Here is a 24210-nt window from a genome sequence, read left to right as displayed (position 1 = left end):
GCCAGTCAGCTGTGCTTCTCCCATCCAGACTTTGACTGTCGGTACCGGAGTTCCACCGGTTCAACCGAAGCTCCGAGGAGCCGCGGGTCGCGGACTATGACCGCCGGTTCGGAATTTCACCGACCCCGGAGCACGTGCGTGTTCATCCGGAACATTACCCGAGGCCAGGGAGGATCTCGTTCAGCCCGGCGACGGTCATGTCGAAGTGGTCGGATGCCGTTTGTGGGTCGCCCACCGGTCGGTCGACGTAGCAGGTGCGCATGCCGGCATTCTGCGCTGCGCGCAGATCCCACGCGTGCGCGGCGACCATGAGTATTCGTTCGGGTGGGCGGTCGGCGACCCGCACTGCTCGCCGGTAGAGCGACGGCGCCGGCTTGTACGCAGACATCGAGTGGGCGGTCACGGCTTGATGCCAACGCAGGCCGGTGTGCGCGGAGAGGTGAAGGAGCGTCGTCGGACCCGCGTTGGAGAGCGCGAGTACGGGGAGGCGCGCGGCGATGCGTTCGAGTTCGGCGACGGAATCCGGCCAGGGCGGTAGGCGCCTGCTCGCGGTTGCGAGGCGGGCTCCGGGGTCGGGCGCTGGATCCGCCAGATCGGCAGCGCCATCGTGTGCTGCGGGAAGTCCGAGACCTGCAGCCTCGTCGAACACGGCTGTCGCGGCCTCCGCGTCGAGCATTTCCGAATCGACGTACGCGCGGCGACCTTCGGCGATCTCGGCCTGCTGATCTCTGACGTAGCGTTGCCAACTCTCCGTCAGAGATTGCACCTGGCGGGGGTCAGCTTGAGGAAATGCTTCGCGGATCGCTGATCGCTGGCCCTCCGGCTCGTCGACAAGGGTTCCCAGCACGTCGAACACGATGACTTCGATGTCGTTCAGTTGCGGCATTTCAGGATCAACAGCGCGCCATCACCAGGTGTTCCACGCGGGTTTTCGTGCGCGTTCTCGCTCATGTTCGGTGTCGAGGGCGTGGTCGATGGCTCGGTAGTCGTGGTGAGGGGATCGCCATTTGCGTAGGGGTCCCACCATCGGGGACCTCGGATCTCGGGGAGCCCGTCGCGCATCCGGATGTGCCAGATGCCTTCGTCGAGGGTGCGGTGGTGGTGCCAGCACAACGGCACCCCGTTGCTGGTATGGGTCGGCCCGCCGCGGGCGTGCTCGGTGACGCGGTGGATCTCGCACCATTCCGCGGGCACACTGCACCCAGGGATGAGGCATTCGCGGTCTCTGAGCACGATCGCCCGCCGCTGGGTCGCGTTGAACAGCCGTGCAGTGGTGCCGATCGCGACGATCGCGCCCTTCTGATCGAACAGCACCCGATGAACCCCTCCCGCACACCCGGCGTGATCGGCCGCCCCGACCGGCACGTCATACCCGGCACCTTCGACTCTCGCCCGCCCGGTCCTGTTGGCGAAGTCTTCCGCGGTGACCGAGACCACCAGTGTCGGCGCCGCACCACCCAATGTGGGCATGCCGCCAGATGCCGCGGCGACCATGAGCACGGTCGCGAACGCGTCGTGCCGTTTCTGTGCGTGCGTGCGCAAGTCTGCCGCCTGTGCCGGAGGTGCTTTGGCTTTGTGGGGTTCGAGCCCGTCCGCTCGGTCTGATACCTCCTCGGCACCGTACTCGGAGCTGCGTTCGCCGTCGCCGGTGTCGTCGGAGGGCCGGAACCGCACCGTACTCCCGCTGCCGTTGTCTTCGGCCTTGGGGTTCAACAGGCTGTCGATGAGCTTCTGCAACTGCGCCGCCACCTCCGGCAGCAGCTCCCCTCGCACCGGCACGGACCCGTCCCGCAGCTTCCCGATCGTGAAATGCCGTCTGCGCTTGCCCGCCCGATCCGACGTCTCCGCCCCGTCCGGATCCAACCGCGCCATGATATGCGCCGCCAACGCCGCGAGTTCGTCCGTTGTCGGCGCCGGGGCTACTTCCGCAGAGACCGAGCCGTCCAGCGGCCGTCCGGCCGCGAACCGTGCCAGCACCGCATCCGCCGCCAGACGATCGGTGACACCGATCCGTGCTGCTTTCATCAGCGGGACCGTACATGCCAGGAACCCGCCCACGGACAACACCCGTCCGCCAGCGCTGCCGCAAGTTCCGGGAACTTCCCCGGCAGCGGCGCTCCCGAGGTGATGTCGACCTCGCGGTGCATCGCCCCTGCCGCCGTCACATACCGGCGGGAGGCAGGTCCGTCCGCGAGGAGCGTGCGCCGCAGCAGCTCGGCGGCGTCCCGGCATCCCGCGCGCGTCGACAACCTGCCGTCACGCTCGCACTGATCCCGCTCCACGATCCGCTCCATGACCGCTACGACCGCCCCATCCAGGCGCCGCTGCACCGACCCCAACACCCGGACCACATCCAGCAGAACACTCTCATCCGCACGCGCGATGTCAGCGGAGCCCATCGCCTCGGCCAACAACCGATCGACGTCCTCCAACTCCTGCGCCAGTGATCCCATACCCCCATTCAACCCGGGGCCACCGACATTCAAACCCCCGATCAGAGGCTATTCACAACCTGTGCACAACCACGCGAGACCACATGCCTGTGGAGGAAGAGCGGGGACGCAATCTGGTGCTCCAGCATCCTCCGGCGTACCGTCGGAGCATGGCCGGAATCGGGGTGGATCCCACCACGCGTGCCCGCGTGCGAGCCGCGATGTCGGCGAACTCGCGGGAGAACTTCCTGCCTCCCGATGTGCGCCATCTGGCGGACGCCGACCACCCGGTGATGATCGGCTGGAACGCGACGAACTCGCAACCGTCGACGGTTGCCAGGATGCTGGCCCTGCTCGATGTTCAACCGGGCGACCGCGTGCTCGATGTGGGAAGCGGTTCAGGATGGACGACCGCCATTCTGAGCACTCTGGCCGGAGAGGAAGGCACCGTCATCGGCGTCGAACTGGTCCCTCAACTGGTGAGCTACGGGCGCGAGCGACTCGCAGAGACAAGGGCTCGCGCCGAGATCCGGGAAGCCATCCCCGGCGTTCTGGGTCTGCCTGAGGAGGCGCCGTTCGATCGGATCCTGGTGTCCGCGCAGGCGACGAGCATACCGGTGCGCCTGGAAGCGCAGCTCGCAGAGGGCGGGTGCATGGTCGTGCCGGTCGCGGGCCTGATGACCGTCGTCGATATGCGCGACGGCGTCGCGCACAGGCGAGAGGATGCCGGGATCTACAGTTTCGTTCCTCTTGAGGATGGCGAGGGAGACTGAACTCTACGCCGACACCGTCGCCGGCGATTCCTCGCCCTCGTGGAAGCTCGGCTCCTTGCCCAGCACCCGTCCGATCAGCAGCACCGCTCCGACGATCACAAGTCCCACGACGAGCCCTGCCACGGCCGAGACGAACGTCTCGCCGATCCACGCGATCACCGCGCCGGCGGGCGCGAGGAAGTCGTGGATGCCGTGCAGCACGTCGCTGAAGAAGACCAGTCCCACCTCGCCTAGGTTCGCGAGCAGCAGGTGCCCACCGACCCAGAGCATGGCGACGGTTCCGACGACGCTGATGACGCGGAACACCGCCGGCATCGATCGCACGATCCGGGTGCCGGTATGACGCACGCGACGCGAGGGATTCTTCGCCATCTTCAGACCGATGTCATCGATCTTGACGAGAAGTGCGACCGCGCCGTACACGATGACGGTCATCATCAGCGCGATGACGGCGAGGATCGCGAGCGTCATCCAGATGCTGAGCCCGGCCTCGAGATTCGCGAGCGAGATGAGCATGATCTCGGTCGACAGGATGAGGTCGGTGCGGATGGCACCCCAGACGAGCTTGTTCTCGTTGCGCGCGCCCTCGTCGGCGTGACCGTGATGGAACCCGAACCACTCCAGCACCTTCTCCGCGCCCTCGAAACAGAGGTACGTGCCGCCGATGATGAGGAGGAACGGCAGCACCCACGGCGCGAACGCGGTCAGCAGCAGCGCGATCGGGATGATGATCAGGAACTTGTTGGCGAGTGAGCCGAGCGTGATCTTCCAGACCACCGGCAGTTCGCGTGCCGGCGAGATGCCCTGCACGTACTGAGGAGTGACAGCGGCATCGTCGATCACCACTCCCGCCGACTTCGCAGACGCCTTCAACGCGGCGCTCAGAATGTCATCGACGACCGCGAGCAGACCAACCGACATGCGTCCCCCTGTGTGAGTGGCAGGAAAGCAACATTACTGGCACCGAGTGAAATCGGATGCCGCGAAGCCGTCTCCTCGCGACGTCGATGTCGTGTGGAATGCCGTCAAGGGCGAGACTGTTCTTATCCCTGACAGAGGAGAAGCACTATGACTGACAATGGAACCATCACCCGCACCCCCGGCACTGAGACGGCCATCCTCGCCGGCGGATGTTTCTGGGGCATGGAAGACCTCGTCCGTCGCCAGCCCGGCGTGCTCGACACCAGGGTCGGCTACACCGGCGGCGAGAACGCCAACGCGACCTACCGTAACCACCCCGGTCACGCTGAAGCGCTGGAGGTCGTGTTCGACCCCACTAAGACGACGTATCGTGACATCCTGGCGTTCTTCTTCCAGATCCACGACCCCTCGACGCTGAACCGCCAGGGCAACGACATCGGAACGAGCTACCGTTCGGCGATCTTCCCGCTGAGCCCCGAGCAGGAGCAGATCGCTCGTGACACCATCGCCGACGTCGACGCGTCCGGCCTGTGGCCGGCCAAGGCGGTCACGACGATCGAGCCGGAAGGCCCCTTCTGGGAGGCCGAACCTGAGCACCAGGACTACCTGATCACCTACCCGAACGGGTACACCTGCCACTTCCCCCGAGCGGGATGGGTGCTGCCGAAGCGCGAAGAGGCCTCGACCGCCTGACCATCCGCCTCACGCGGTGCGCAATGAGCGCCCCCACGGCTGAGCCGGGTCGTGGATGGCGACGGCCAGGGTCGTGTCGGACTGGCCGTAGTACGCGAACCACTTCTCCTGGAACTTCACCAGTCCCTCGACGAACGTCACGTTCGAGACGAGACCGTTGGTGTCCTCGAACGTCTGCGGGCGAAGCCAGGGCTCCTGCAGACGGGCGATGACCCTCGTCGGCTCGTCCGGGTCGATTGCGATCTGGCCGCACCGGTAATCGACGTCGACTGAACCGTCGTCGTTGACCACACGCGTCGCACCGTTGGTGAGGAAGACCAGCAGGCCGTTGTCGGCCAGCACGGGCGAGGTGCCGATCTCGACGAGCGCCTCATCCCACGTGCCGGGAGTCGGGGAGTACATCGGATCGGTGTCGGCTGTGCCCGGCGTCCAGTGGATCAGGTCGTCGCTGGTCGCCCAGTAGATCGCCCCCTCGCCGAAGTACATCCACCACTTGCCGTGCATCTGCACCGGGACGATCACGCCGGCTTTCGACCAATTGAAGCCTCGCGGATCCATCGTCTTGAACGTGTCGAAGTCCTCGAACAGGGGCCCGTGCTTGGTCCAGGTGCGCAGATCCGGTGAGGTCGCGAGGCACAGCTGCGCGCTGTGGCGGTCCCATCCGGTGTAAGTGAGGTAGTAGGTGCCGTCGATCAGCGCGATCCGAGGATCCTCGCATCCGAAGCGCTCGTAGTCCTCGGACGGGGAGAGGATAGGTGCATCCTCACGCGTGAAGTTCACGCCGTCGCGCGACCGGGCCATACCGATGTGCGAGACGATGTCGTCGGCGTGCGCACGGTAGAGCAGCACGACCTCGTCGCCGTCGACGAGCGCAGCCGGGTTGTAGAGGTTGGCCGATTCCCAGCTGTCGCCGCGGGGTCGCAGGATGGGGTTGCCCTCGAACGGGGTGAAGGGGCCGAGGGGGAACGTGGCTCCGGTGAACATGGATGCCCTTTCTGGCTAGCCGGCGTTTGATCAACCTTTGACGGCTGCGCCGAGATCGGTGGCTCTGAAGAAGCGCTGGAAGACGATGAACAGGATCACGACGGGGAACGCGAGCGCCGTTGCGCCGGCGAGGATCGCCCCGTTCGGGTTGGCAGTGGACTGCGCGACGTTGGAGATGTAGTTCGCCAAGGAGACGGCGAGCGGTTGCAGGGTCGCGTCCTTCGTGATGAGGAAGGGCCAGAGGAACTCGTTCCACGGGCCGATGAACGTGACGAGGACCACGGTCACCAGCACGGGGCGGATGAGGGGAATCGCCACGGACGTCAGCAGACGGATCTCTCCCGCACCGTCGATGCGCGCCGCCTCGAAGATCTCCACCGGCAGCGCCTTGAAGAACTGCACGAAGATGAACACCGCCGTGGTGTTGATGAGGAACGGCAGGATCATTCCGAGGTACGAATCCCCCAGGCCGTAGCTGCGGGTGATCTGCACGTACAGCGGGATCATCAGCAGCTGGAACGGCACCATCTGGACGAGCAGCATCAGCACCCAGATCACTCCTCGGCCGCGGAAGTCGAGCCGCGCGATCGCGTATCCGGCCAAGAGGCCGAACACCACAGTGCCGAGCAGCACTCCTGCTGTGAAGATCAACGAGTTCAGCAGCGAGCCCGCCAGGTCGATCCGCGAATCGATCGCGACGAAGTTGTCGACGGTCCACCCGCCGGTCGGGAAGAGCTCGTCCGGAGAGTTCGTCGGGCTCTCCTGAAACGCGCCGACCAGCATGAAGTAGAACGGGAAGGCGAAGGCGATGGCCGCGATCGTGAGCAGGATGACGCTCAGGATCCGCGGAGCCTTGCGAGTGCGTTTCATCATCTCTCCCTCGTCGCGCGGTTGGCGGCCAGCGACAGCATCCCGACCAGGATCACGAGGATCATGCCGATCGCGGCCGCTGTGTCGGGGTTCTGCTGCTGGATGCCCAGCTGGTAGATGAGCAGGACGGGTGTGGACGATGCTCCGTCCGGACCGCCGCCGTTGGTCAGCAGGTAAGGCTCGGTGAACAGGTTGGCGCCGGTGATGATCGACAGGATCAGTACGAGCATCGTGGCGTTGCGCACTCCGGGAACCGTCACGTGCAGGAAGCGTTTGAAGGTGCCCGCGCCGTCGGTCTCCGCCGATTCGTAGAGCTCCTTCGGCACGTTCTGGAGGGCGGCGAGATACAGCAGGATGTAGAAGCCCAGTTGCTTCCACGTCACGTAGAGCGCGATCATCGGCATCGCCAGCGCGCTGTTCACGAGCCAGGACGGGTTGGGGGCGAGTGGGCCGAGGATCGTGTTGATCAGTCCGTTGCCCGAGAACAACAGCATCCAGACGCCGACGAGCGAGACGCTCGCCGTCAGGTAGGGCACGTAGAACGCGACGCGATAGGCGGCCACCCAGCGGATGCCGGTGTTCAGTGCGGCCGCGAGCACGAGCGAGAGCACTGCCGTCAGCGGCACGTTGATGACCAGGAAGATCAGGGTGTTGCGGAAGGAGTCGAGCACCCGTGGATCGGTGAGCACCGTGGCGAAGTTGTCGAAGCCGACGAACGGACGGTCTACTTCCACACCAGGCGCGGTGAAGAAGTAGTCGTGGAACGCGATGTACACCGCGAACGCGAGGGGGTACGCGAAGATCGCGATCACGAACACGAAGTACGGCAGCGCGAAGAGGCCGCCGATCGGCTGCGCACCCAGCCATCGGGTGCGCAGCCGTCGTTTGTCGGTCATGAGATCACTCGGCGACGAGGTCGTCGATCTTCGCCGCAGCGTTCTTCAGGAAGTCGTCGATCGAGTTCTTTCCGAAGATCACGGCTGCCGAGTACTCGTCGCGGAACGCCTGCCACGCCTCCACCGAGTTCGGGATGCTGGGCACGTCAGCCGTCGACTCGGCCTGCTCGGCGAAAGCCACGTAGTTCGGGTTCGCTTCGAAGTAGTCGGCGTAGGTGTCCGTGAGGTCGGTGCGCATCGGCATCTGCCCGGTGAGCTCGAGGAGTTGCCCGTCGCTGTCGACGCTCGTCGAGAACTCGAGGAACTCCCATGCGGTGGCCTGGTTCTCGCACGCGGTGAACATCGAGACGCTCTTCGAGTCGGCGAACGTGACCGGGTTGTCGCGCCCGTCACTGGTCGGCACCGGCATGAAGCCCACGTCGACGGTCTCGGCGTATGACGGAATCGCCCACGGGCCCGCGAGCTGCATCGCCGTGGTCCCGGCCGACATCGCGTCGTCGGTGGATGCCTCGTTCGGTGAGAGCTTCTCCTCGTAGAACGTCGCCCAGAACTCGGCGACGGTGCGTCCGGCATCCGAATCGAAGGTTGCCTTGCCATCCTCGACGAGCATCGTGCCGTCGGTCTCGGCGAGGTACAGCGGGTAGAAGTCGAACCACGGCTGGAAGAACTCGCTGGTCGGCGACGGCCAGATGGCGCTCTGCACCCCTGAGTCGACGATCGCGCGAGACCCTTCGAGGAACGCGTCGTAGGTGTTCATCTGCGGGTCTTCTGGGTCGATGCCCGCGGCCTCGAAAAGCGCCTTGTTGTACATGACCATGACGGGGTTCGACTTCCACGGCAGCTGATAGAAGCTGCCGTCGCTCGCGTAGGAGTCGACCTCGCCGCCCCGCTCGGTGATGTAGTCGCTGCCGCCCTCGATAGAGCTGAGATCGACGAGCCCGCCCTGCTTGACCCAGCCGGAGACGGCAGCCGGGGCGACGTTGTAGACGAGGCATGGGGCGGTGCCGGCGGTGATCGCCGCGGTGATGGCCTCCTCAGAGGACGAACCTGCCGGGATCTCCTGCGCTGTGACCTTCTCGTCGGGGTGCTCTGCGTTCCAGGCCTCGACGACGGCGGTGCCCCACGCGACCTCCTGCTCGTTGTTGGACAACCAGACGTCGATGGGGCCGGTGCCTTCGGCGGCGCCCTCTCCGCCGCCTCCGCCCCCGGACGAACATCCGGTGGCGACGAGTGCGACGGCGGCGATCACCGCTGTTGCGCGTGTCTTCTTCATGGTGTCCTCCTTGACACTTCGGGTGGTGCGGGTATGGCAGGTGCGGTGCTCTCGCGGAAGTGCACGACGTTGCAGTCGACGGTCTCGGTGCGAGGCTCCGCGCCCAGGATGCCCTCTCGCAGGAGGCGTGCAGCCGCGCGGCCGCGCGCGGCTGGATCGGACGAGACACTGGTCAACGCCGGCGAGAGGTGGGCGGACAGGTGATCGTCGTCGAATCCTGAGATCGCGAGGTCACGCGGGATCGAGAGGCCCTGCGAGCGGGCGTACGACAGCCCGGCGATCGCCATGGTGTCGTTCGAGTAGAGGATGGCGGACGGGCGCTCGGGCAAGGCGAGCAGCTCGGCGGTGAGCGTGCGGCCGCTCGCAGCGGTGAAGTCGCCTTCGCGGAGCAGTTCTTCGCCGCCTATGGCATCGACATACGCCTCCGCGCGAGCCTTCGAGTGCACGTAGTCGAGCGGGCCGGAGACATGGGCAATGCGCTTGTGTCCGTCGGCACGGAGCTTGGCGACGATCTCACGCACTGGGGCGGTGTCGTCGGTACGGACGCACGAGAATCGGGTGTGCTGGTCGTAGGCGCCGACCAGCACGGTCGGCAGATTGAGGTCGTCGAGCAGCGGGACACGCCAGTCGCCCGTGCGGAGGTCGAGCAGGAGCGCCCCGTCCGCCCGACCGCGGCTGAGTGCGCGATAGGCACGTTCTTCTGCCGCACGGTCGGGAACGACCTGGAGGATGAGCGCCGTCTCGGTCGGGGCGAGCACGGATTCGACGCCGGCGATGAACGCAGGGAAGAACGAGTCATTGGCGATGACCTCAGGGTCGCGGGCCAGAACCACTGCGATCGCGTTGGCTCGACGGGTCGCCAGTGCTCTCGCGCTTTGACTCGGCACCCAGTTGAGGCGCTCCGCCGCGGCGAGCACCTTGTTCCGGGTCTCGTTCGAGATCGGGCGGTTGCCGCTGAGAGCGTGCGAGACCGTCGCTTTCGTGACGCCGGCCTCGCGGGCGACGTCGGCGATCGTCGTACGGGTCATGCCACCTCCTCGTAGCGGTCGCCGGAGCACTCGCGACTATGCGCACGTGAACCGCGCACGTGAACCGGTGCGCACGTGAACCGGTTTGACGAAAGTGTAAACCGGTTTGACGAGGAGTGTCAACAGGCTCGACGGATGCCGACGGTCGTCGATGGATGCGCCGGAACGCGTCGACTGCGGTGGCGCGACGATTCAGAGGTCTCGCGGACCTCGCGCCCCAGAGGGCCTCAGAAGGAGGTCAGGCGGTCAGCGTCTCGATGTCGATCACGAATCGGTAGCGCACATCGGATGCCAGCACCCGAGCCCAGGCCTCGTTGATCTGATCGGCCGAGGCGATCTCGATGTCGGGTGCGATGCCGTGCTCTGCGCAGAAGTCGAGCATCTCCTGCGTCTCGGCGATGCCGCCGATGTTCGACCCGGCGAACGAGCGACGACCGCCGATTAGCGTGCCGACGCTCACGGGCATTGGCTCGGCGGGAGCACCGACGTTCACGAGCGTGCCGTCCATCGCCAGCAGCTTCAGATACGCGTCGATGTCGATCGCTGCCGAGACGGAGTTGATGATCAGATCGAAGCTCGAGCGCAACGACCGGAAGGTCTCGGGGTCCTCGGTGGCGAAATAGTGGTCGGCGCCGAGAGCGAGCGCGTCGTCCTTCTTGCTCAGTGAGCGGGACAGCACGGTGACCTCAGCACCCATGGCGTGCGCGATCTTGACGGCCATGTGGCCGAGACCGCCGAGGCCCACCACGGCGACTCGCTTGCCAGGGCCGGCGTTCCAGTGCCGCAGCGGCGAGTAGGTGGTGATTCCCGCGCACAGCAGGGGAGCAGCCTTCTCGTACGGGATCGCCTCGGGCACGCGCAGCACGAAGTCCTCGGTGACGACGACGCCGGTGGAGTACCCGCCCTGCGTGATCGTGCCGTCGACGTCGCTCGCACCGTACGTGCCGATCGCGCCCCTCAGGCAGTGCTGCTCGCTGCCGGCCGCGCAGTTCTCGCACTCGCCGCAGGAGTTCACCAGGCATCCGACACCCACGCGGTCGCCGACCGCGAACTTCGTGACCTCGGAGCCGACCTCTGCGACGATGCCGGCGATCTCGTGTCCCACTGTCAGCGGGTAGTGCTGCGGGCCCCAGTCGCCCTGCACGGTGTGGATGTCTGAGTGGCAGATTCCTGCCCAGCGGATGTCGATGCGCACGTCTTTCGCGCCGACATCGCGGCGCTCGATCGTGCCGAGGACGAGGGGATCAGTGGCGGAGGGCGCGACGATGGCGGGGATCACGGTGGTCATGATCCGAGCGTAGACCGGATGCTGAGGCAGAGGCCAACGCGGAGCGTCGAGGTCAGCCCTGGCCCTCGGCGAGGAACTCCAGCGCGGCGTGCTTGAACGCGCGGGACCCCGGCGCGTTGAAGTGATTCCGGTCGGGGATCTCGAAGAACCGGCCCTGCGGCGCAGCATCCGCCAGCGCTCGCGAGCCCTCGATGATGGCATCCTTCGATCCGGTGGCGAACAGGATCGGGCCGGTGGGTGCGTTCGACGGATCGGGGTCGACCGTCCTCGTCAAGCGCATCCCCTCTGCCAGCGCCAGGAGCGAGTTCAGATCGTTGCCGGAGACGCGCTCGGTCAGTGCGATGTAGTTCTTGGTGGTCTGATCCTGCACCTCGGTACCGCTGTCGACATACGCGCGCACCTGGTCGATGTCGAGGCGCTCGAGAGGGATGCCGTCCGGAACGCCGCCGAGCACTGCGCGGCCGATCCGCTGGGGAAGATCGCGCACGACCTCCCACCCGACCCTGGCGCCGAGCGAATATCCGACGTAGAACGCCTCTTCGACGAGATAGACGTCCATGATCGTCTCCACGTCGGTCGCGAGCGTGCGGATTGCGTATGCCGCGGCGTCGTGCGGCTTGTCGCTGGCCCCGTGGCCGCGCTGGTCGACGGCCAGCACGCGATACCCGGCGCCCGTGAGCTCGCGCACCCATCCCGTGAGCACCCAGTTGTCGCGTGCATTGGAGGCGAAGCCGTGCACGATGACGACGACCGGGGCGTCGATGTCGCCCCACGTGTAGGTCGCGAGTCGTGTGCCGTCGGCGGCATACACGAGCTGCGGGTTCGGCATCCGGGTCAGTTCAGCAAGAGGAGCAGCCACTGTTCCATCATGGCACCGGCGCCTCGCCGGGGCTCAGGCGCGAATCAGGCGAGCGCGCCCTGAGGCTCGTCGGCCGCGCTGAGCGCCGTCAGGAAGCGGATCACCGCTTCGCGATCGGCCGGCGGCATCGTCGCTGCGGCGGCGAACCGACGTGCGTGCTGGCGCCCGATGGTCTCATGGGCGGAGATTCGGGTCGATTCGGTGACCTCGATGCAGACCGTGCGACGGTCGCTCGGATGCTGCGATCGCACGAGGTGACCTCCGGCGACGAGCCGATCGACGAGTTTCGTCGTCGACGCACTGGAGATGCCCACCTCATTGGCGATGTCCTTCGGAGTGACGACCCGGCCCTGCTGCTGGGCCCTGATGATCATCCGGATCGCACGCATGTCGCTCTCGTTGAGTTTCATGTACCGCTTCGAAGCCTCGGAAAGAGTGCGTGCGGCCTCCTGCCATCCACGCAGGGCCTCCATGACTCTGACGCACTGGTCGATGTCGGCCTCTGTCAGATCCGAACGGTCGACCAGATCTGAATCACGGGAGAAGTAGCGCATGACGGCGTCCTCAGGGACGTCGCGCTTCGGATCTGGCACTATCTCAGCATACATTTCCTATGATAAGTTGAACTCTCGCTTAGCTAATAAAATGAGGTGACGCGGTGGAGATGGTCGTTCTGGTCGACGATGCGGGCACCCCGATCGGTACACAGAGCAAGGCGACGACGCACGGATCCGCGACGCCTCGGCACCTGGCGTTCTCGTGCCATGTCGTCGACGCCGATGGTCGAGTCCTCGTCACGAGGCGCGCGCTCACTAAGCAGACCTGGCCGGGGGTGTGGACGAACTCGTTCTGCGGCCATCCGGCTCCGGATGAAAGTCTGGAGAAGGCCGTCCGACGTCGCGCCGCGTTCGAGCTCGGCCTCGCTGTCGACATGATCGAGTGCGTGGTCCCCGACTTCGGCTACGTGGCGCGCGACGCCTCCGGCATCCAGGAGAACGAGCACTGCCCGGTCTTCATCGCCAGGGCCGTATCCTCTCTTTCTCCGAATCCGGATGAGGTCGCCGAAGCGCAATGGACGACGGCATCCGAACTCGCGCTGGCGACCGGCACAGCGCCCTGGGCCTTCAGCCCTTGGCTGGTGGAGCATCTCCCGCAGGTTCTCCCGCATCTTGCCGCCGACGCCCAACGCCGATTCGTCGGGGAGGGCGAGCATGCGTGATCCCGAGATCGGAGTCGATGTCACCGCCGTGTTCGACGCGAGGCTCACCGAGATCCTGGCTCACCGGAGGGGACGCTCTCTGGCGTTCTCCGCGCCGTACGCGCAACTGTGGGATGCACTCGAGCGCATGGCGCTGGGCGGCAAGAAGGTGCGTCCGAGACTTCTGCTGGGTGCGCACACGGCGCTCGGTGGCACCGATGAGCGCGTGGCTGTCGACGCCGCCTGCGCGATCGAACTGCTGCATGTCGCACTCGTGATCCACGACGACGTGATCGACCGGGATCTGGTCCGACGCGGCGAGATGAACATCACGGGACGATTCGCGTCCGAGGCGCTGCTGCGCGGCGCACCCAGGCGAGCGGCGCACGCGTGGGGAGAATCGTCCTCTCTGCTGGCCGGCGACCTCATGCTCACGCTCGCCCATTCCGTGCTCGCCCGGCTCGACGTGGACGACAGGCGACGGCAGGCTGCGCTCGACATCTTCGACCAGACGGTCTTCGAGAGCGCAGCGGGCGAACACCATGACGTATGGCTGAGCCTGCATCTGGAATCCGCGTCGGCGGATGACGTGCTGGCCATGGTCGACCAGAAGACCGCCGCATATTCGTTCCAGGCGCCTCTCACCCTCGCTGCCGTTCTCGCCGGTGCGCCATCGGACCTTCTCGAGGAACTGGCGGTGATCGCGCGCCGCATCGGTGTGATCTACCAGCTTCGCGACGATGTTCTCGGAGTGTTCGGCGACGAACGCGAGACAGGGAAGTCCACCTTCAGTGATCTGCGCGAGGGGAAGGAGACCCTTCTCGTCTCCTATGCGCGTTCGGACGCGGCCTGGGCCACTGTCGCACCGTATTTCGGCGACGATGAGATGAGCGCGTCCGAGGGTGAGAGCCTTCGGCGCGTCATCGAGGAATCAGGTGCGTTGCTGTTCGTAGAGTCGCTGATCTCGGAACGCCGCGACGAGGTGCACAGGTTGATCGGTGAGTCGCAGCTGCCCGAGAAAATGGGCGAACTGCTGACCGACCTGGTTTCTAGCTGCAGTGCCCGGACCTCATGAACTCGACCGATCTCCCGCTCTACACCGCGACCGCGAACGCCAGCGCGCGCGTCGTCATCCGTCGCTATTCAACGTCTTTCGGCTGGGCGAGCCGTCTCCTCCCCGGATCGATGCGGGATCACATCGCCCGGATCTACGCTCTCGTGCGCATCGCCGACGAATTGGTCGACGGACCAGCTGAGGCTGCAGGCGTCGACCGCGAGACCCGAGCGGCGATGCTGGACGACCTAGAAGCCGAGACGGAGCGAGCACTGAGGCGGGGCTTCAGCACGAACCTCGTCGTGCACGCCTTCGCGGTGACCGCGCGTGCGCACGGGATCGGGATTGAGCTGTGCGGCCCCTTCTTCGCCTCGATGCGCCGAGATCTCGACTCGGTCGTGTTCGACCAAGCCCAGCTCGACGAGTACATCCACGGATCCGCCGAGGTCGTCGGCCTCATGTGCGTTGCCGTGTTCGAGGCCGGGATCGTCCGCGAACACAGCGAACGTGAACGACTTCAGGAGGGCGCTCGGCGCCTCGGGGCGGCGTTTCAGAAGGTCAACTTCCTGCGCGACTTCTCCGGCGACCACGACGACCTCGGGCGCACCTACCTTGCGGCGGCGGCTCCGACGAGTCCGGCGCCGGCGCTCACAGATGAGGCCAAGACTGAGGCCATCGCATCCATCCGGCAAGATCTCCGCGTGGCCGACGGAGCCATCCCGCTCCTCGATCCCGCGTGCCGACCAGCGGTCTGGGCCGCGAGGGCGATGTTCGGCGAGCTCACCGACCGCCTCGATGCGGCCCCAGCGTCTGTGCTGATGACCACCAGGGTTCGCGTGCCCGACTACGTCAAGGCGCGTATCCTGATGCGCGCGCTGGCGATGAAGGCGCGGCCGTGAGCGGCAGGCGGGTCATCGTCGTCGGCGGCGGCGTGAGCGGCCTGGCCACGGCATGCCTGCTCGCGCGCGACGGGCACGAGGTGACGGTCCTCGAGAAGAACGGCGTGTTCGGCGGCCGCGCCGGAGTGTGGGAGAAGGACGGCTTCACCTTCGACACCGGTCCGTCGTGGTACCTCATGCCTGAGGTGTTCGAGCACTTCTACCGGATGATGGGCACCGCCGCCTCGGAGCAACTCGACCTCGTACCGCTGCAGCCCGGCTACCGCATCTACGGTCAACCCAGGGGAGACGAGCCTGAGGGGGCCATCGACGTACCGGCGGGGGAGCGTGCCGTCGTCGCTCTCTTCGAGAGTCGCGAGCGTGGGGCGGGAGAGCGCATCAGCGAATACCTCGCATCCGCCACGAAGACCTACCGTGCAGCGGTGCGCTCCTTCTTGTATAATCCGTTCTCATCCTGGCGGGACTTCACCTCCGGAGCCGTGCTGGCTTCTGCACCTGCGGTGCTGCCATTGCTGCTCCGGTCCCTGTGGTCGTTCGCCGCACGTCGTTTCCAGGATCCGCGTCTACGGCAGATCCTCGCGTATCCGGCCGTCTTCCTCGGCACATCACCGTTCGCTGCTCCGGCGCTGTATCACCTCATGAGCCACATGGACCTCGTCGACGGAGTGAAGTACCCGCGCGGCGGTTTCCGCGCGTTCGTCACCTCACTCGTCGACATCGCGCGCGAGAACCGCGTCGAACTCCTCTCCGACTGCGATGTGCAGGCCATCTCCAGCGCGGACGGCGCGGTGCGCTCGGTCGCGTTCACTCGCAACGGCGAGGCGCAGCGGCTCTATGCCGACCTCGTCGTCTCGGCGATCGATGAGCATCACACTGAGACTGTTCTGCTCGAACCCGAAGACCGGTCGTACGCGGAGAAACGCTGGGATGCACAGGTATCCGGGCCCAGCGCCGTGCTCGTCATGCTCGGCGTGCGGGGGGAACTGCCGCAGCTCCGCCACCACACGCTGTTCTTCTCGAACGACTGGCATGACAACTTCGACGCGATCTTCGGATCGCCGACCCGCATCCCTCAGGCGCCATCGCTGTACGTGTGCAAGCCGAGCGCCACCGATGACGACGTGGCGCCGGTCGGCCACGAAAACCTCTTCGTGCTCGTACCGCTCCCGGCCGACACGAAGATCGGTCGCGGTGGCGTGGACGACTCCGGTGATGAGCTCGTGCGCCTGATCGCGGATCAGGCCATCGCTCAGATCAGCACGTGGGCGGGCGTCCCCGACCTGAAATCGCGCATCGTCGTGCAGCGCACGTTCGGGCCAGCCGACTTCGCCTCGGAGTTCAACACCTTCCGCGGCAGCGCCCTCGGGCCTGCACACACACTCGCCCAGAGCGCGTTCTTCCGCGGAGTGACGCGGTCACGCAGAGTCGACGGTCTCTATTACACGGGCGCGACGTCGGTGCCGGGGGTGGGCCTGCCCATGTGTCTCATCAGCGCCGAGCTCGTGCTCAAGCACGTCAGGGGCGACCATTCGCCAGGGCCGCTGGAGGAATCGTGAACCTCGTATACGCGGCCGCGCTGCTGGTGAGCCTCGGGTGCGTCATCCTGCTCGATGTGCGCTTCCGGCTGGTCTTCGCGCGCAAGCCGCTGGTCGCTGCGATCGCGCTACTCATCGGCGTCGCATTCTTCTTCGCGTGGGACGCGGTCGGGATCAGCCTCGGCGTGTTCCGTCACGTCGACTCGGGCTGGGCGACCGGCATCCTGCTCTTCCCGCAGTTCCCGCTCGAGGAGATGCTCTTCCTCGTCTTCCTCGGCTACCTCACGCTGGTGCTGCTCGGCGGATGGCGGCACGTGCGGCGCCATCGCTCGAAGCGGAGGAGTCGATGACGTACCTGCTGATGTCGCTGCCCTTCATCGCGATCGCCCTCATCGCGTTCGGCCTCGGTGCCCTGCACGCTCGTCGCCGCGGTGCGCTCGGGCCGTACTTGTCCGCCTGGGCGGTGGCCACGGCATCCCTCATCATCCTCACCGTCATCTTCGACAACGTGATGATGGCGGCCGGGTTCTTCGACTACGGCGCCGATCACATCTCGGGCGTGCGCCTCGGACTCATACCGATCGAGGATCTGATGTACCCGATCGCGGGTGCCCTGCTGTTCAGCGGAGCTTGGCAGATGCTCGGCGGCGGTCACGACGGAGGCGACATCGAGAGCGGCGCCGGCGAACGCGGCGCCGACCCTCGAGACGAGGATCGCGATGTCTGAGATCCTTGCGACGAGCCGCACGCTGCTCACCGCCTCGCGCCCGCTGAGCTGGATCAACACGGCGTACCCCTTTGCCGCCGTCTACCTGCTCACGACCGGACGCGTGGACGTCGCGCTGGTGGTGGGCACACTGTTCTTCCTCGTGCCGTACAACCTGGCGATGTACGGCATCAACGACGTCTTCGACTACGAGTCCGACCTCGCCAATCCCCGCAAGGGCGGAGCGGAAGGGGCGAAGCTGCCGCCTCGGCTGCACCGCATCACCCTGCTCGTATCGGGGCTGCTCGCCGCGCCCTTCGTGATCGCTCTGCTGATCCTCGGTGCGCACCGGCCGGTCTCGTGGGCGGTGCTCGGCGTGAGCCTGTTCGCCGTCGTCGCCTACTCCGTGCGCGGCCTGCGCTTCAAGGAGATCCCGTTTCTCGACTCGATCACGTCCAGCACGCACTTCGTGACGCCGGCGCTGTACGCGATGGCGCTCGCCGGCACGGCTCTCACGCCGCCGATCGGCGTCACCATGGTCGCGTTCTTCTGCTGGGGGATGGCGAGCCATGCATTCGGCGCCGTGCAGGACATCGTGCCCGATCGCGAGGCCGGAATCGGATCGATCGCGACGGTGCTCGGAGCATCGAAGACCGTGTGGTTCGCGGTTCTGCTGTGGGCCGTCGCGGGTCTGCTCATGCTCCTCGCGCCGTGGCCGGCGAACCTCGCAGCGCTCGCTGCGCTGCCGTATCTGCTCAGTGCATCGCCCTATCTGCGTGTGGACGATTTGCACTCCGGCGACGTCAACCGCGCCTGGCGCCGCTTCCTGTTCATCAACTACGCCGTGGGGTTCGCGATCACCCTGCTGCTCATTCTCTGCACGACGAGAGGACTGTTCGCATGACCAGAGTGCTCGTCACGGGGGCGACCGGTTACATCGGCGGTCGCCTCGTTCCCCAGCTCCTGGCCGCCGGTCACGAGGTGAGCGTGTTCGTGCGCTCGCCCTGGAAGCTGCGCGATGTGCCGTGGCGGCAGGAGGTCACGATCTTCAAGGGCGACTTCTCGGATGCCGTCGCCATCCGCCGCGCGACCAATGGGGTGGATGTGGCGTTCTACCTGGTGCACTCGATGAGCGCCGGCCGCGATTTCGTGGATGCCGAGAAGCGCGACGCCGAGCAGTTCGCCGAGGTGGCCGCCGCCGCGAAGGTGGGCAGGATCGTCTACCTCGGCGGTCTGCACCCCGACGGCGCCCCACTGTCGAAGCATCTCTCGTCGAGGGCTGGGGTCGGACAGACCTTCCTGGACGGTGGGGTGCCGGCCATCGTCTTCCAGGCCGGAATCGTGATCGGCTCAGGGTCGGCCTCGTTCGAGATGATCCGCCACCTCACCGAGGTGCTGCCGTACATGCCGGCGCCGCGCTGGGTGCGCAACCATGTGCAGCCGATCGCCATCAGAGACGTGCTGCGCTACCTGGTGCGCGCCGTGTCGCTGCCTGGCGGACTCAATCGGACCTTCGACATCGGCGGGCCCGACATCCTCCGCTACGGCCAGATGATGAACGGGTACGCGGTCGAGGCGGGGCTGCCGCAGCGCGGCATCGCCGCGCTGCCCGTGCTCACACCGTGGCTCGCCTCGCAATGGGTGAGCCTGGTGAGCCCCGTTCCGCGCCAGATCGCGGTGCCGATCATCGCCTCGCTGCAGAACGACTGCGTCATGAGCGAGCATGACATCGACGATCACATCGAGCCGCCCGAGGGCGGGCTTCTGCCGTACCGGGTCGCCGTGCGGCTCGCTCTCAAGCGCGAGGAAGAGGGCGAGGTCGAGACCAGCTGGCAGAGCGCCACAGTGCCCGGTGCTCCGAGCGACCCTCTCCCGAGTGACCCGGACTGGGCAGGACACACCGTCTTCACCGACCTGCGCGAGCGGCGAACCGCCGCCTCCACTGCGGCCGTCTGGGACGTGATCGAGTCGATCGGCGGCGAGAAGGGCTGGTACTCCTTCCCGCTGGCGTGGGCCGCGCGCGGCTGGATCGATCGGCTCGTCGGCGGCGTCGGGATGCGGCGGGGTCGCCGGCATCCGAATCGTCTGCATACCGGTGACGTGATCGATGTCTGGCGTGTGGAGGCGGTCGAGCACGGGCGCACGCTTCGGCTGCGAGCGGAGATGAGGATGCCGGGGCGAGGGTGGCTCGAACTCGGTGTCGAGTCGGCGGACGGCGGGAGCCTCTACCGCCAGCGGGCCGTGTACTTCCCGAAGGGGCTGACGGGCCGGCTGTACTGGGCGATGCTGCTGCCGTTCCACGGCGTGATCTTCAACGGCATGGCAGCGAGCATCATGCGCGAAGCCGAGCGCACATCGGTGGATCCGGCATGAGGCTCTGGTCGGTGCATCCGAAGTACTTCGATCGTCAGGCGCTGACGGCGTGCTGGCGTGAAGGCCTGCTCGCCCAGGCCGTGATCGCCGAGCCGGGCAGGGGATACTCGCGTCATCCGCAGCTGCGAAGGTTCCAGGAGACCGAAGATCCGCGTGCGGCGATCGGTGACTACCTCGGCGCGATCGTCGACGAGGCGGATGCGCGCGGGTACCGCTTCGCACGGGAAAAGATCCGCACGACCGGGTACGGGCGGTCACTGATCGTGAACGACGCCCAACTCGTCTATGAGTGGCAACATCTTCTGGCGAAGCTCGAGCGCCGAAGTCCGACCGTCCGGGAGCGATGGCGCGAACTGATTGCTCCCGATCCGCATCCGAGCTTCACTGTCGTCAGCGGTCCGATCGCCGAGTGGGAGAAGGTCGCGGCGGCCGAGGTCGCACACGACCGCAGAAGCACAGGTCGCAGCAGCACAGGTCAACAGGAGACAGGAAAATGAGCACCGAACCAGAGCAGCAGTACGACGCTTCCGCCGGGGCGAGCGTGCCCGCAGCATCCGGCCGCCGCGAGATCAAGCCTCCGAAGGCGTCGGGAGTGCATCTCGAACAGGGTGCGAAAGTGCCCTCTGCCACGCCGGCGGCGCAGTCCGGACCGGAGCACGTCGTCGAACCGGTCGCCTATGACGCCATTCTGCTCTCGGGCTTCGGCGGCCCGGAGGGACAGGAGGACGTACTGCCCTTCCTCCGCAACGTGACGAGAGGCCGAGGCATCCCCGACGAGCGGCTGGAAGAGGTCGCGCACCATTACCGTCGGTTCGGCGGAGTGAGTCCGATCAATGACCAGAACCGACTTCTTCGACAGGCGCTGAAGTCGGCGCTTGCCGAAGCGGGGCTGGACCTGCCGGTCTACTGGGGAAACCGCAATTGGGCTCCATATCTCGACGAGGCGCTGGCGAGCGCGGCGAACGACGGCATCCGCCGGATGATCGCGATCCCGACCAGCGCGTACTCGTCTTACTCGTCGTGCCGGCAGTACCGGGAGGACTGGGCGGATGCCTTGGAGGCGAGCGGCACGCAGGGGATCATGCAGATCGACAAGGTCAGGCAGTTCTTCTCGCACCCCGGCTTCATCCAGCCCTTCATCGAAGGGGTGCGGGATGGGATCGCCGCGGCGACGCAGGCGGGGCATGACGCGTCGAGGATCGAGGTGCTGTTCGCCACGCACAGCATTCCCACACAGGACGCGGAGCTGTCGGGAGCGGGCCTGTTCGCCGACGCCGATGGCGGAGGATACGCGGCGCAGCACCTCGCCGTCGCGGAGGAGGTCATGGCCACCGCGGCGCCGGGGGTCTCGTGGCAGCTCGTCTACCAGTCACGGTCCGGCCCTCCTTCGCAGCCCTGGCTCGAGCCGGACATCAACGACGCGCTCGAGTCGCTCGAACACCGCAGCGCCGTGCTGATCGTGCCGCTCGGGTTCGTGAGCGACCACATGGAGGTCATCTGGGATCTCGACACTGAGGCGACCGAGACCGCGGCGCGTCTGGGCCTGTGGAGTCTTCGAACGCCGACACCGGGCACGCATCCGGCGTTCGTCGGCGCGCTCGTCGACCTGGTGCAGGAAAGAGTCTCAGGGCGCCCCGTCGGGCAGCGCGCGAATGCGACATCGCTGGGGCCCTGGTTCGACGTCTGTCGCCCCGGATGCTGCGCGAACAAGCGGCTCGGATTCTCGCCGGCGATCGCGGGACTGCAGCCCTGACCTCGACTGACGCACGACCGGGTGACGCCAGATGACCGATTGAGTAACATCATCCTTGAGATGGATGCGGACGCCGCGGAAGCTCCGTATCTTTGGATGCACGGAGGCTGAACCGGGGGGTTTGGACGATATGTCGTCAATGAGTGCGTTACGTGAGCTGGCAGCGTTCTTCCTGCCCGTCGGACTCACCGGAGCGGGCATCGCCGTGCTCTGCGCGATCGTGGCCGCAGTCGCCCTTGCGCGCGGAGCGGCGGGCCTGTGCGGCGGAGCGACCGCGGTGTGGATCGTCGGCATGATGCTGAGTGTCGCTGCGGGCTTCTCGGGTCAGTGGATCCCGACCGCCGCCGCAGGCGGAGCGTTGGTCGCGGCGCTCGTTATCGGAGGACTCGTGCGCGCAGCGCTGAACAGGCGACCCGCCCGCTCCGAGCCGGTGAGCGTCGGGCCGGCTCCTGTGGCGACTGCCCGTCCGCGTCGCACCGAGGCGCTCGGCGGCGCGAACCTCGGCACGGTCCTCGCTCAGCGGTAGTCGCGGTCGAGGTGCTGCCCTGCGGCATCTCCTGCGGTGACGCGCTCGGCTTCGCGTGCCCGCAGTTCGACCCGGCGATTCGGCACATCTTCCCCGAAGGGCTTCCCATGCCGAATCGATTCGATAAACTGGACGCTTCGCCGGATCTCGGCATCCGATCCCCATCCGCCCCGCGTTCCGGAAGTTCTTCTCCGCATGGCCACCTCCCTCACCACGGGCCGCCCCTGGCGCGTCATCCTGGCGTTCTCCGTTCCGCTGCTCATCGGCAACGTCGTGCAGCAGCTCTATCAGGTCGTCGACACGATCGTCGTCGGCCGCGAGCTCGGCGTGAACTCGCTCGCCGCCGTCGGCGCGACCGGAAGCCTGCTGTTCCTGTTGCTCGGTTTCGCCTGGGGCATGACGAGCGGCTTCGCGATCCCCACGGCGCAGGCATTCGGCGCGAAGGACGACGCGGCCGTTCGGCGTTCGGTCGCGACCGGCACGCTGCTCTCGGCGGCAGCCAGCATCCTGATCACGATCGGCGGACCACTGCTCGCCGAACCGGTGCTCGTGCTCATGCAGACGCCGCCCGAGCTGCTCGCCGAGGCCACGCTGTTCACGCAGGTGAGCTTCCTCGGCGCTGGCGCGACGATGTTCTTCAACTACCTCTCCGCGATCATCCGCGCGATCGGCGACTCCAAGACCCCGCTGGTCTTCCTCACGATCGCCTGCGCGTTGAACGTCGTGCTCGTCATCCTGCTCGTCGGTCCCATCGGCTGGGGTGTCGCAGGGGCCGCGCTGGCGACCGTGGTCTCGCAGGCGGTCTCGGTGCTGCTGTGCCTCGAGTTCGTCAGGCGCCGGATGCCGCTGCTGCACGTGCGGCGCGCGGACTGGAAGGTCACGCGCGACGACATCGCGGACCACCTGCGGCTGGGTCTGCCCATGGGGTTCCAGGCGTCGATCATCGCGATCGGAACGCTGATCGTGCAGGTGGCCCTGAACATGCTCGGAGCGGAAGCTGTCGCCGCGTACACGACCGCGAGCCGCGTCGACAGCCTCGCCACCGCGCTGCTCGCCTCGCTCGGGCTCGCCGTGTCGATGTACGTGGCACAGAACTTCGGCGGGCGGCGGCCAGACCGCATCCGTGCCGGTGTGAAGCAGGCGACGTGGATGGCGCTCATCGCCTCGGTCGTGCTCGGCGTCGTGCTCATCGCGTTCGGAACTCACCTGGTGCGGCTGTTCGTCGGCGAGGGGTCGGACGAGGTCGTCGAGCTCGCGCACCTCATGCTCATCATCAATGGCGCGACGTACGCACTGCTGGGCGTGCTGTTCGTGCTGCGCGGCGCCCTGCAGGGGCTCGGACAGGCGATGATCCCGACGATCACCGGCGTTGTGGAACTGTTCATGCGTGTCGGCGCCGCCGTCGTGCTCGGCGCGCTGTTCGGCTTCGGCGGAGTCGCGGCGAGCAACCCGCTGGCCTGGGTCGGCGCGGTCGTGATCCTCATCCCCGCCTACGTGCGCGCACACCGCGCTCTGGCGAAGATGCCCGTGAACCCGCTCGAGCCGACGCACACCACGCCGATCGCACTCGTCGGGCCCGACAACAGCTCGCTGACCGTGGATGCCGTCGTCACCCAGCCCGTGCCGATCATCGTCCAGCGGCGATGGAAGAATCTGCTGCGGCGCTGAGGGGCTATCCGAGCACGCCCCGGCCGTCGCGCAGCTCGAAGACCAATTGGGTCTCGGTGCCGCGCACGACCGGATGCACCGTGATGTGCTCCAGCACGATATCGCGGAGGGCCGCGGCATCTCCCACTGCGACGTGCACGAGGAAGTCGTCGACGCCGGCGACGTGGAACACCTGCAGCACGCGCGGCGTCGCGACGAGCGCGTCGAAGAGAGTGTTCACCTTCTCGCCGGTGTGATTCGCCAGGCGCACCTTGATGATGGCCTCCAGCGGATAGCCGAGGGCTGCGGCATCGAGCCTGACCCGGGTGTCGCGGATGACCCCGCGATCACGCAGGCTGCGCACCCGATGCGCACAGGTGGACTCGGCCAGCCCCAGCTGCAGCGCGAGCGCCTTGTTGGTGAGATCTGCGCGGGCGCTGAGCGCCGCGAGGATCTCCAGATCGACTTCGTCGAGTTGCGCTTTCGCCAATATCAGTCCCTC

Annotated in this window: 27 protein-coding genes and 1 riboswitch; of the genes, 14 read left to right on the top strand and 13 right to left on the bottom strand. The window is 66.7% G+C overall.

All coding sequences use genetic code 11. The annotated features are described in order from the left end of the window. Positions 1-8: 8 nt before the first annotated feature. Positions 9-137, bottom strand: a riboswitch (FMN riboswitch). Positions 138-154: 17 nt separating this feature from the next. Genes HDC95_RS13430 through HDC95_RS13420 form a run of 3 tightly spaced genes read right to left on the bottom strand, consistent with a single transcriptional unit; the run spans position 155 to position 2453 of the window. Next, the gene (locus tag HDC95_RS13430; RefSeq protein ID WP_259064082.1) at positions 155-886 is read right to left on the bottom strand and encodes a haloacid dehalogenase type II; all 732 of its coding nucleotides are present in this window, start codon (positions 884-886) and stop codon (positions 155-157) included. Beyond that, positions 874-2025, bottom strand: coding sequence for an HNH endonuclease signature motif containing protein (locus HDC95_RS13425; RefSeq protein ID WP_259064081.1), 1152 nt, complete (start codon positions 2023-2025; stop codon positions 874-876). The genes HDC95_RS13430 and HDC95_RS13425 overlap by 13 nt, the downstream gene beginning before the upstream one ends. Continuing rightward, positions 2025-2453 carry a hypothetical protein gene (locus HDC95_RS13420; RefSeq protein ID WP_259064080.1) on the bottom strand — a complete coding sequence of 143 codons (429 nt, stop codon included), beginning with the start codon at positions 2451-2453 and terminating at the stop codon, positions 2025-2027. Before HDC95_RS13420 ends, HDC95_RS13425 begins: the two co-directional genes overlap by 1 nt. 149 nt (positions 2454-2602) lie before the next feature. On the opposite strand from HDC95_RS13420, the gene HDC95_RS13415 reads away from it, so the two are divergent. Next, positions 2603-3205: a protein-L-isoaspartate O-methyltransferase gene (locus HDC95_RS13415; protein WP_259064079.1), complete on the top strand. Its 603-nt coding sequence runs from the start codon at positions 2603-2605 to the stop codon at positions 3203-3205. A 3-nt stretch (positions 3206-3208) separates the two neighbouring features. On the opposite strand, the gene HDC95_RS13410 is transcribed toward HDC95_RS13415, so the two are convergent. Next, positions 3209-4126 carry a DUF808 domain-containing protein gene (locus tag HDC95_RS13410; protein ID WP_259064077.1) on the bottom strand — a complete coding sequence of 306 codons (918 nt, stop codon included), beginning with the start codon at positions 4124-4126 and terminating at the stop codon, positions 3209-3211. Positions 4127-4273: 147 nt separating this feature from the next. On the opposite strand from HDC95_RS13410, the gene msrA reads away from it, so the two are divergent. Beyond that, positions 4274-4819, top strand: coding sequence for a peptide-methionine (S)-S-oxide reductase MsrA (gene msrA / locus HDC95_RS13405; protein WP_259064075.1), 546 nt, complete (start codon positions 4274-4276; stop codon positions 4817-4819). Positions 4820-4828: 9 nt separating this feature from the next. Here the strand turns inward: msrA and HDC95_RS13400 are convergent, their stop codons facing one another. From HDC95_RS13400 to HDC95_RS13365, 8 genes are all read right to left on the bottom strand, one after another. Beyond that, positions 4829-5803: a glycoside hydrolase family 130 protein gene (locus HDC95_RS13400; protein WP_259064073.1), complete on the bottom strand. Its 975-nt coding sequence runs from the start codon at positions 5801-5803 to the stop codon at positions 4829-4831. A 30-nt stretch (positions 5804-5833) separates the two neighbouring features. Further along, positions 5834-6676, bottom strand: a complete 843-nt coding sequence (locus HDC95_RS13395) for a carbohydrate ABC transporter permease (protein WP_259064071.1) — start codon at positions 6674-6676, stop codon at positions 5834-5836. Beyond that, entirely contained in the window at positions 6673-7569 is an 897-nt protein-coding gene (locus HDC95_RS13390; protein ID WP_259064070.1) for a carbohydrate ABC transporter permease, read from the bottom strand. Before HDC95_RS13390 ends, HDC95_RS13395 begins: the two co-directional genes overlap by 4 nt. A gap of 4 nt (positions 7570-7573) precedes the next feature. Next, on the bottom strand, positions 7574-8842 hold the full coding sequence (locus tag HDC95_RS13385) for an extracellular solute-binding protein (RefSeq protein ID WP_259064069.1): 1269 nt from the start codon (positions 8840-8842) through the stop codon (positions 7574-7576). Then, on the bottom strand, positions 8839-9870 hold the full coding sequence (locus tag HDC95_RS13380) for a LacI family DNA-binding transcriptional regulator (protein WP_259064068.1): 1032 nt from the start codon (positions 9868-9870) through the stop codon (positions 8839-8841). The genes HDC95_RS13385 and HDC95_RS13380 overlap by 4 nt, the downstream gene beginning before the upstream one ends. 238 nt (positions 9871-10108) lie before the next feature. After that, on the bottom strand, positions 10109-11158 hold the full coding sequence (locus tag HDC95_RS13375; protein ID WP_259064067.1) for an NAD(P)-dependent alcohol dehydrogenase: 1050 nt from the start codon (positions 11156-11158) through the stop codon (positions 10109-10111). A 52-nt stretch (positions 11159-11210) separates the two neighbouring features. Continuing rightward, entirely contained in the window at positions 11211-12017 is an 807-nt protein-coding gene (locus tag HDC95_RS13370) for an alpha/beta fold hydrolase (protein WP_259064066.1), read from the bottom strand. A 44-nt stretch (positions 12018-12061) separates the two neighbouring features. Next, positions 12062-12610: a MarR family winged helix-turn-helix transcriptional regulator gene (locus HDC95_RS13365; protein WP_259064065.1), complete on the bottom strand. Its 549-nt coding sequence runs from the start codon at positions 12608-12610 to the stop codon at positions 12062-12064. Positions 12611-12681: 71 nt separating this feature from the next. On the opposite strand from HDC95_RS13365, the gene idi reads away from it, so the two are divergent. The 12 genes from idi (at position 12682) to HDC95_RS13305 (ending at position 23729) form a co-directional block, all read left to right on the top strand. Then, positions 12682-13236, top strand: a complete 555-nt coding sequence (gene idi / locus HDC95_RS13360) for an isopentenyl-diphosphate Delta-isomerase (RefSeq protein WP_259064201.1) — start codon at positions 12682-12684, stop codon at positions 13234-13236. After that, entirely contained in the window at positions 13229-14290 is a 1062-nt protein-coding gene (locus HDC95_RS13355) for a polyprenyl synthetase family protein (RefSeq protein WP_259064064.1), read from the top strand. The genes idi and HDC95_RS13355 overlap by 8 nt, the downstream gene beginning before the upstream one ends. Then, entirely contained in the window at positions 14287-15168 is an 882-nt protein-coding gene (locus HDC95_RS13350; protein ID WP_259064063.1) for a phytoene/squalene synthase family protein, read from the top strand. The genes HDC95_RS13355 and HDC95_RS13350 overlap by 4 nt, the downstream gene beginning before the upstream one ends. Beyond that, positions 15165-16724 carry a phytoene desaturase family protein gene (gene crtI, locus HDC95_RS13345; RefSeq protein ID WP_259064062.1) on the top strand — a complete coding sequence of 520 codons (1560 nt, stop codon included), beginning with the start codon at positions 15165-15167 and terminating at the stop codon, positions 16722-16724. Before HDC95_RS13350 ends, crtI begins: the two co-directional genes overlap by 4 nt. Further along, positions 16721-17053, top strand: a complete 333-nt coding sequence (locus HDC95_RS13340; protein WP_259064060.1) for a lycopene cyclase domain-containing protein — start codon at positions 16721-16723, stop codon at positions 17051-17053. The genes crtI and HDC95_RS13340 overlap by 4 nt, the downstream gene beginning before the upstream one ends. Then, positions 17050-17430 (top strand): lycopene cyclase domain-containing protein, encoded by a 381-nt coding sequence (locus tag HDC95_RS13335; RefSeq protein ID WP_259064059.1) that lies wholly within the window; start codon positions 17050-17052, stop codon positions 17428-17430. The genes HDC95_RS13340 and HDC95_RS13335 overlap by 4 nt, the downstream gene beginning before the upstream one ends. After that, positions 17423-18313 (top strand): prenyltransferase, encoded by an 891-nt coding sequence (locus tag HDC95_RS13330; RefSeq protein ID WP_259064058.1) that lies wholly within the window; start codon positions 17423-17425, stop codon positions 18311-18313. Before HDC95_RS13335 ends, HDC95_RS13330 begins: the two co-directional genes overlap by 8 nt. Continuing rightward, on the top strand, positions 18310-19782 hold the full coding sequence (locus tag HDC95_RS13325) for an SDR family oxidoreductase (protein ID WP_259064057.1): 1473 nt from the start codon (positions 18310-18312) through the stop codon (positions 19780-19782). Before HDC95_RS13330 ends, HDC95_RS13325 begins: the two co-directional genes overlap by 4 nt. Then, positions 19779-20279: a pyrimidine dimer DNA glycosylase/endonuclease V gene (locus HDC95_RS13320; RefSeq protein ID WP_259064056.1), complete on the top strand. Its 501-nt coding sequence runs from the start codon at positions 19779-19781 to the stop codon at positions 20277-20279. Before HDC95_RS13325 ends, HDC95_RS13320 begins: the two co-directional genes overlap by 4 nt. Then, positions 20276-21535, top strand: a complete 1260-nt coding sequence (locus HDC95_RS13315; protein WP_259064055.1) for a ferrochelatase — start codon at positions 20276-20278, stop codon at positions 21533-21535. The genes HDC95_RS13320 and HDC95_RS13315 overlap by 4 nt, the downstream gene beginning before the upstream one ends. Before the next feature lie 139 nt (positions 21536-21674). Then, a complete protein-coding gene (locus HDC95_RS13310) occupies positions 21675-22061 on the top strand; it encodes a hypothetical protein (protein ID WP_259064054.1) in 387 nt (128 codons plus the stop codon). Positions 22062-22256: 195 nt separating this feature from the next. Then, on the top strand, positions 22257-23729 hold the full coding sequence (locus HDC95_RS13305) for an MATE family efflux transporter (RefSeq protein ID WP_259064053.1): 1473 nt from the start codon (positions 22257-22259) through the stop codon (positions 23727-23729). A 4-nt stretch (positions 23730-23733) separates the two neighbouring features. Here HDC95_RS13305 and HDC95_RS13300 read toward each other — a convergent pair whose 3' ends face one another. Continuing rightward, a complete protein-coding gene (locus tag HDC95_RS13300) occupies positions 23734-24198 on the bottom strand; it encodes an Lrp/AsnC family transcriptional regulator (protein WP_259064052.1) in 465 nt (154 codons plus the stop codon). Positions 24199-24210: the final 12 nt, after the last annotated feature.

Source organism: Microbacterium sp. AK031 (assembly GCF_024807145.1).
Classification (GTDB): domain Bacteria; phylum Actinomycetota; class Actinomycetes; order Actinomycetales; family Microbacteriaceae; genus Microbacterium.
Note: the sequence above shows the minus strand (reverse complement) of the source record. Positions and strands in the feature narration are given on the sequence as shown.

Coding starts and splice junctions, on each gene's coding strand:
- HDC95_RS13430 (WP_259064082.1), bottom strand. CDS start 886: ATGCCGCAACTGAACGACATCGAAGTCATCGTGTTCGACGTGCTGGGA.
- HDC95_RS13425 (WP_259064081.1), bottom strand. CDS start 2,025: ATGAAAGCAGCACGGATCGGTGTCACCGATCGTCTGGCGGCGGATGCG.
- HDC95_RS13420 (WP_259064080.1), bottom strand. CDS start 2,453: ATGGGATCACTGGCGCAGGAGTTGGAGGACGTCGATCGGTTGTTGGCC.
- HDC95_RS13415 (WP_259064079.1), top strand. CDS start 2,603: ATGGCCGGAATCGGGGTGGATCCCACCACGCGTGCCCGCGTGCGAGCC.
- HDC95_RS13410 (WP_259064077.1), bottom strand. CDS start 4,126: ATGTCGGTTGGTCTGCTCGCGGTCGTCGATGACATTCTGAGCGCCGCG.
- msrA (WP_259064075.1), top strand. CDS start 4,274: ATGACTGACAATGGAACCATCACCCGCACCCCCGGCACTGAGACGGCC.
- HDC95_RS13400 (WP_259064073.1), bottom strand. CDS start 5,803: ATGTTCACCGGAGCCACGTTCCCCCTCGGCCCCTTCACCCCGTTCGAG.
- HDC95_RS13395 (WP_259064071.1), bottom strand. CDS start 6,676: ATGATGAAACGCACTCGCAAGGCTCCGCGGATCCTGAGCGTCATCCTG.
- HDC95_RS13390 (WP_259064070.1), bottom strand. CDS start 7,569: ATGACCGACAAACGACGGCTGCGCACCCGATGGCTGGGTGCGCAGCCG.
- HDC95_RS13385 (WP_259064069.1), bottom strand. CDS start 8,842: ATGAAGAAGACACGCGCAACAGCGGTGATCGCCGCCGTCGCACTCGTC.
- HDC95_RS13380 (WP_259064068.1), bottom strand. CDS start 9,870: ATGACCCGTACGACGATCGCCGACGTCGCCCGCGAGGCCGGCGTCACG.
- HDC95_RS13375 (WP_259064067.1), bottom strand. CDS start 11,158: ATGACCACCGTGATCCCCGCCATCGTCGCGCCCTCCGCCACTGATCCC.
- idi (WP_259064201.1), top strand. CDS start 12,682: ATGGTCGTTCTGGTCGACGATGCGGGCACCCCGATCGGTACACAGAGC.
- HDC95_RS13355 (WP_259064064.1), top strand. CDS start 13,229: ATGCGTGATCCCGAGATCGGAGTCGATGTCACCGCCGTGTTCGACGCG.
- HDC95_RS13350 (WP_259064063.1), top strand. CDS start 14,287: ATGAACTCGACCGATCTCCCGCTCTACACCGCGACCGCGAACGCCAGC.
- HDC95_RS13335 (WP_259064059.1), top strand. CDS start 17,050: ATGACGTACCTGCTGATGTCGCTGCCCTTCATCGCGATCGCCCTCATC.
- HDC95_RS13330 (WP_259064058.1), top strand. CDS start 17,423: ATGTCTGAGATCCTTGCGACGAGCCGCACGCTGCTCACCGCCTCGCGC.
- HDC95_RS13325 (WP_259064057.1), top strand. CDS start 18,310: ATGACCAGAGTGCTCGTCACGGGGGCGACCGGTTACATCGGCGGTCGC.
- HDC95_RS13320 (WP_259064056.1), top strand. CDS start 19,779: ATGAGGCTCTGGTCGGTGCATCCGAAGTACTTCGATCGTCAGGCGCTG.
- HDC95_RS13315 (WP_259064055.1), top strand. CDS start 20,276: ATGAGCACCGAACCAGAGCAGCAGTACGACGCTTCCGCCGGGGCGAGC.
- HDC95_RS13310 (WP_259064054.1), top strand. CDS start 21,675: ATGAGTGCGTTACGTGAGCTGGCAGCGTTCTTCCTGCCCGTCGGACTC.
- HDC95_RS13305 (WP_259064053.1), top strand. CDS start 22,257: ATGGCCACCTCCCTCACCACGGGCCGCCCCTGGCGCGTCATCCTGGCG.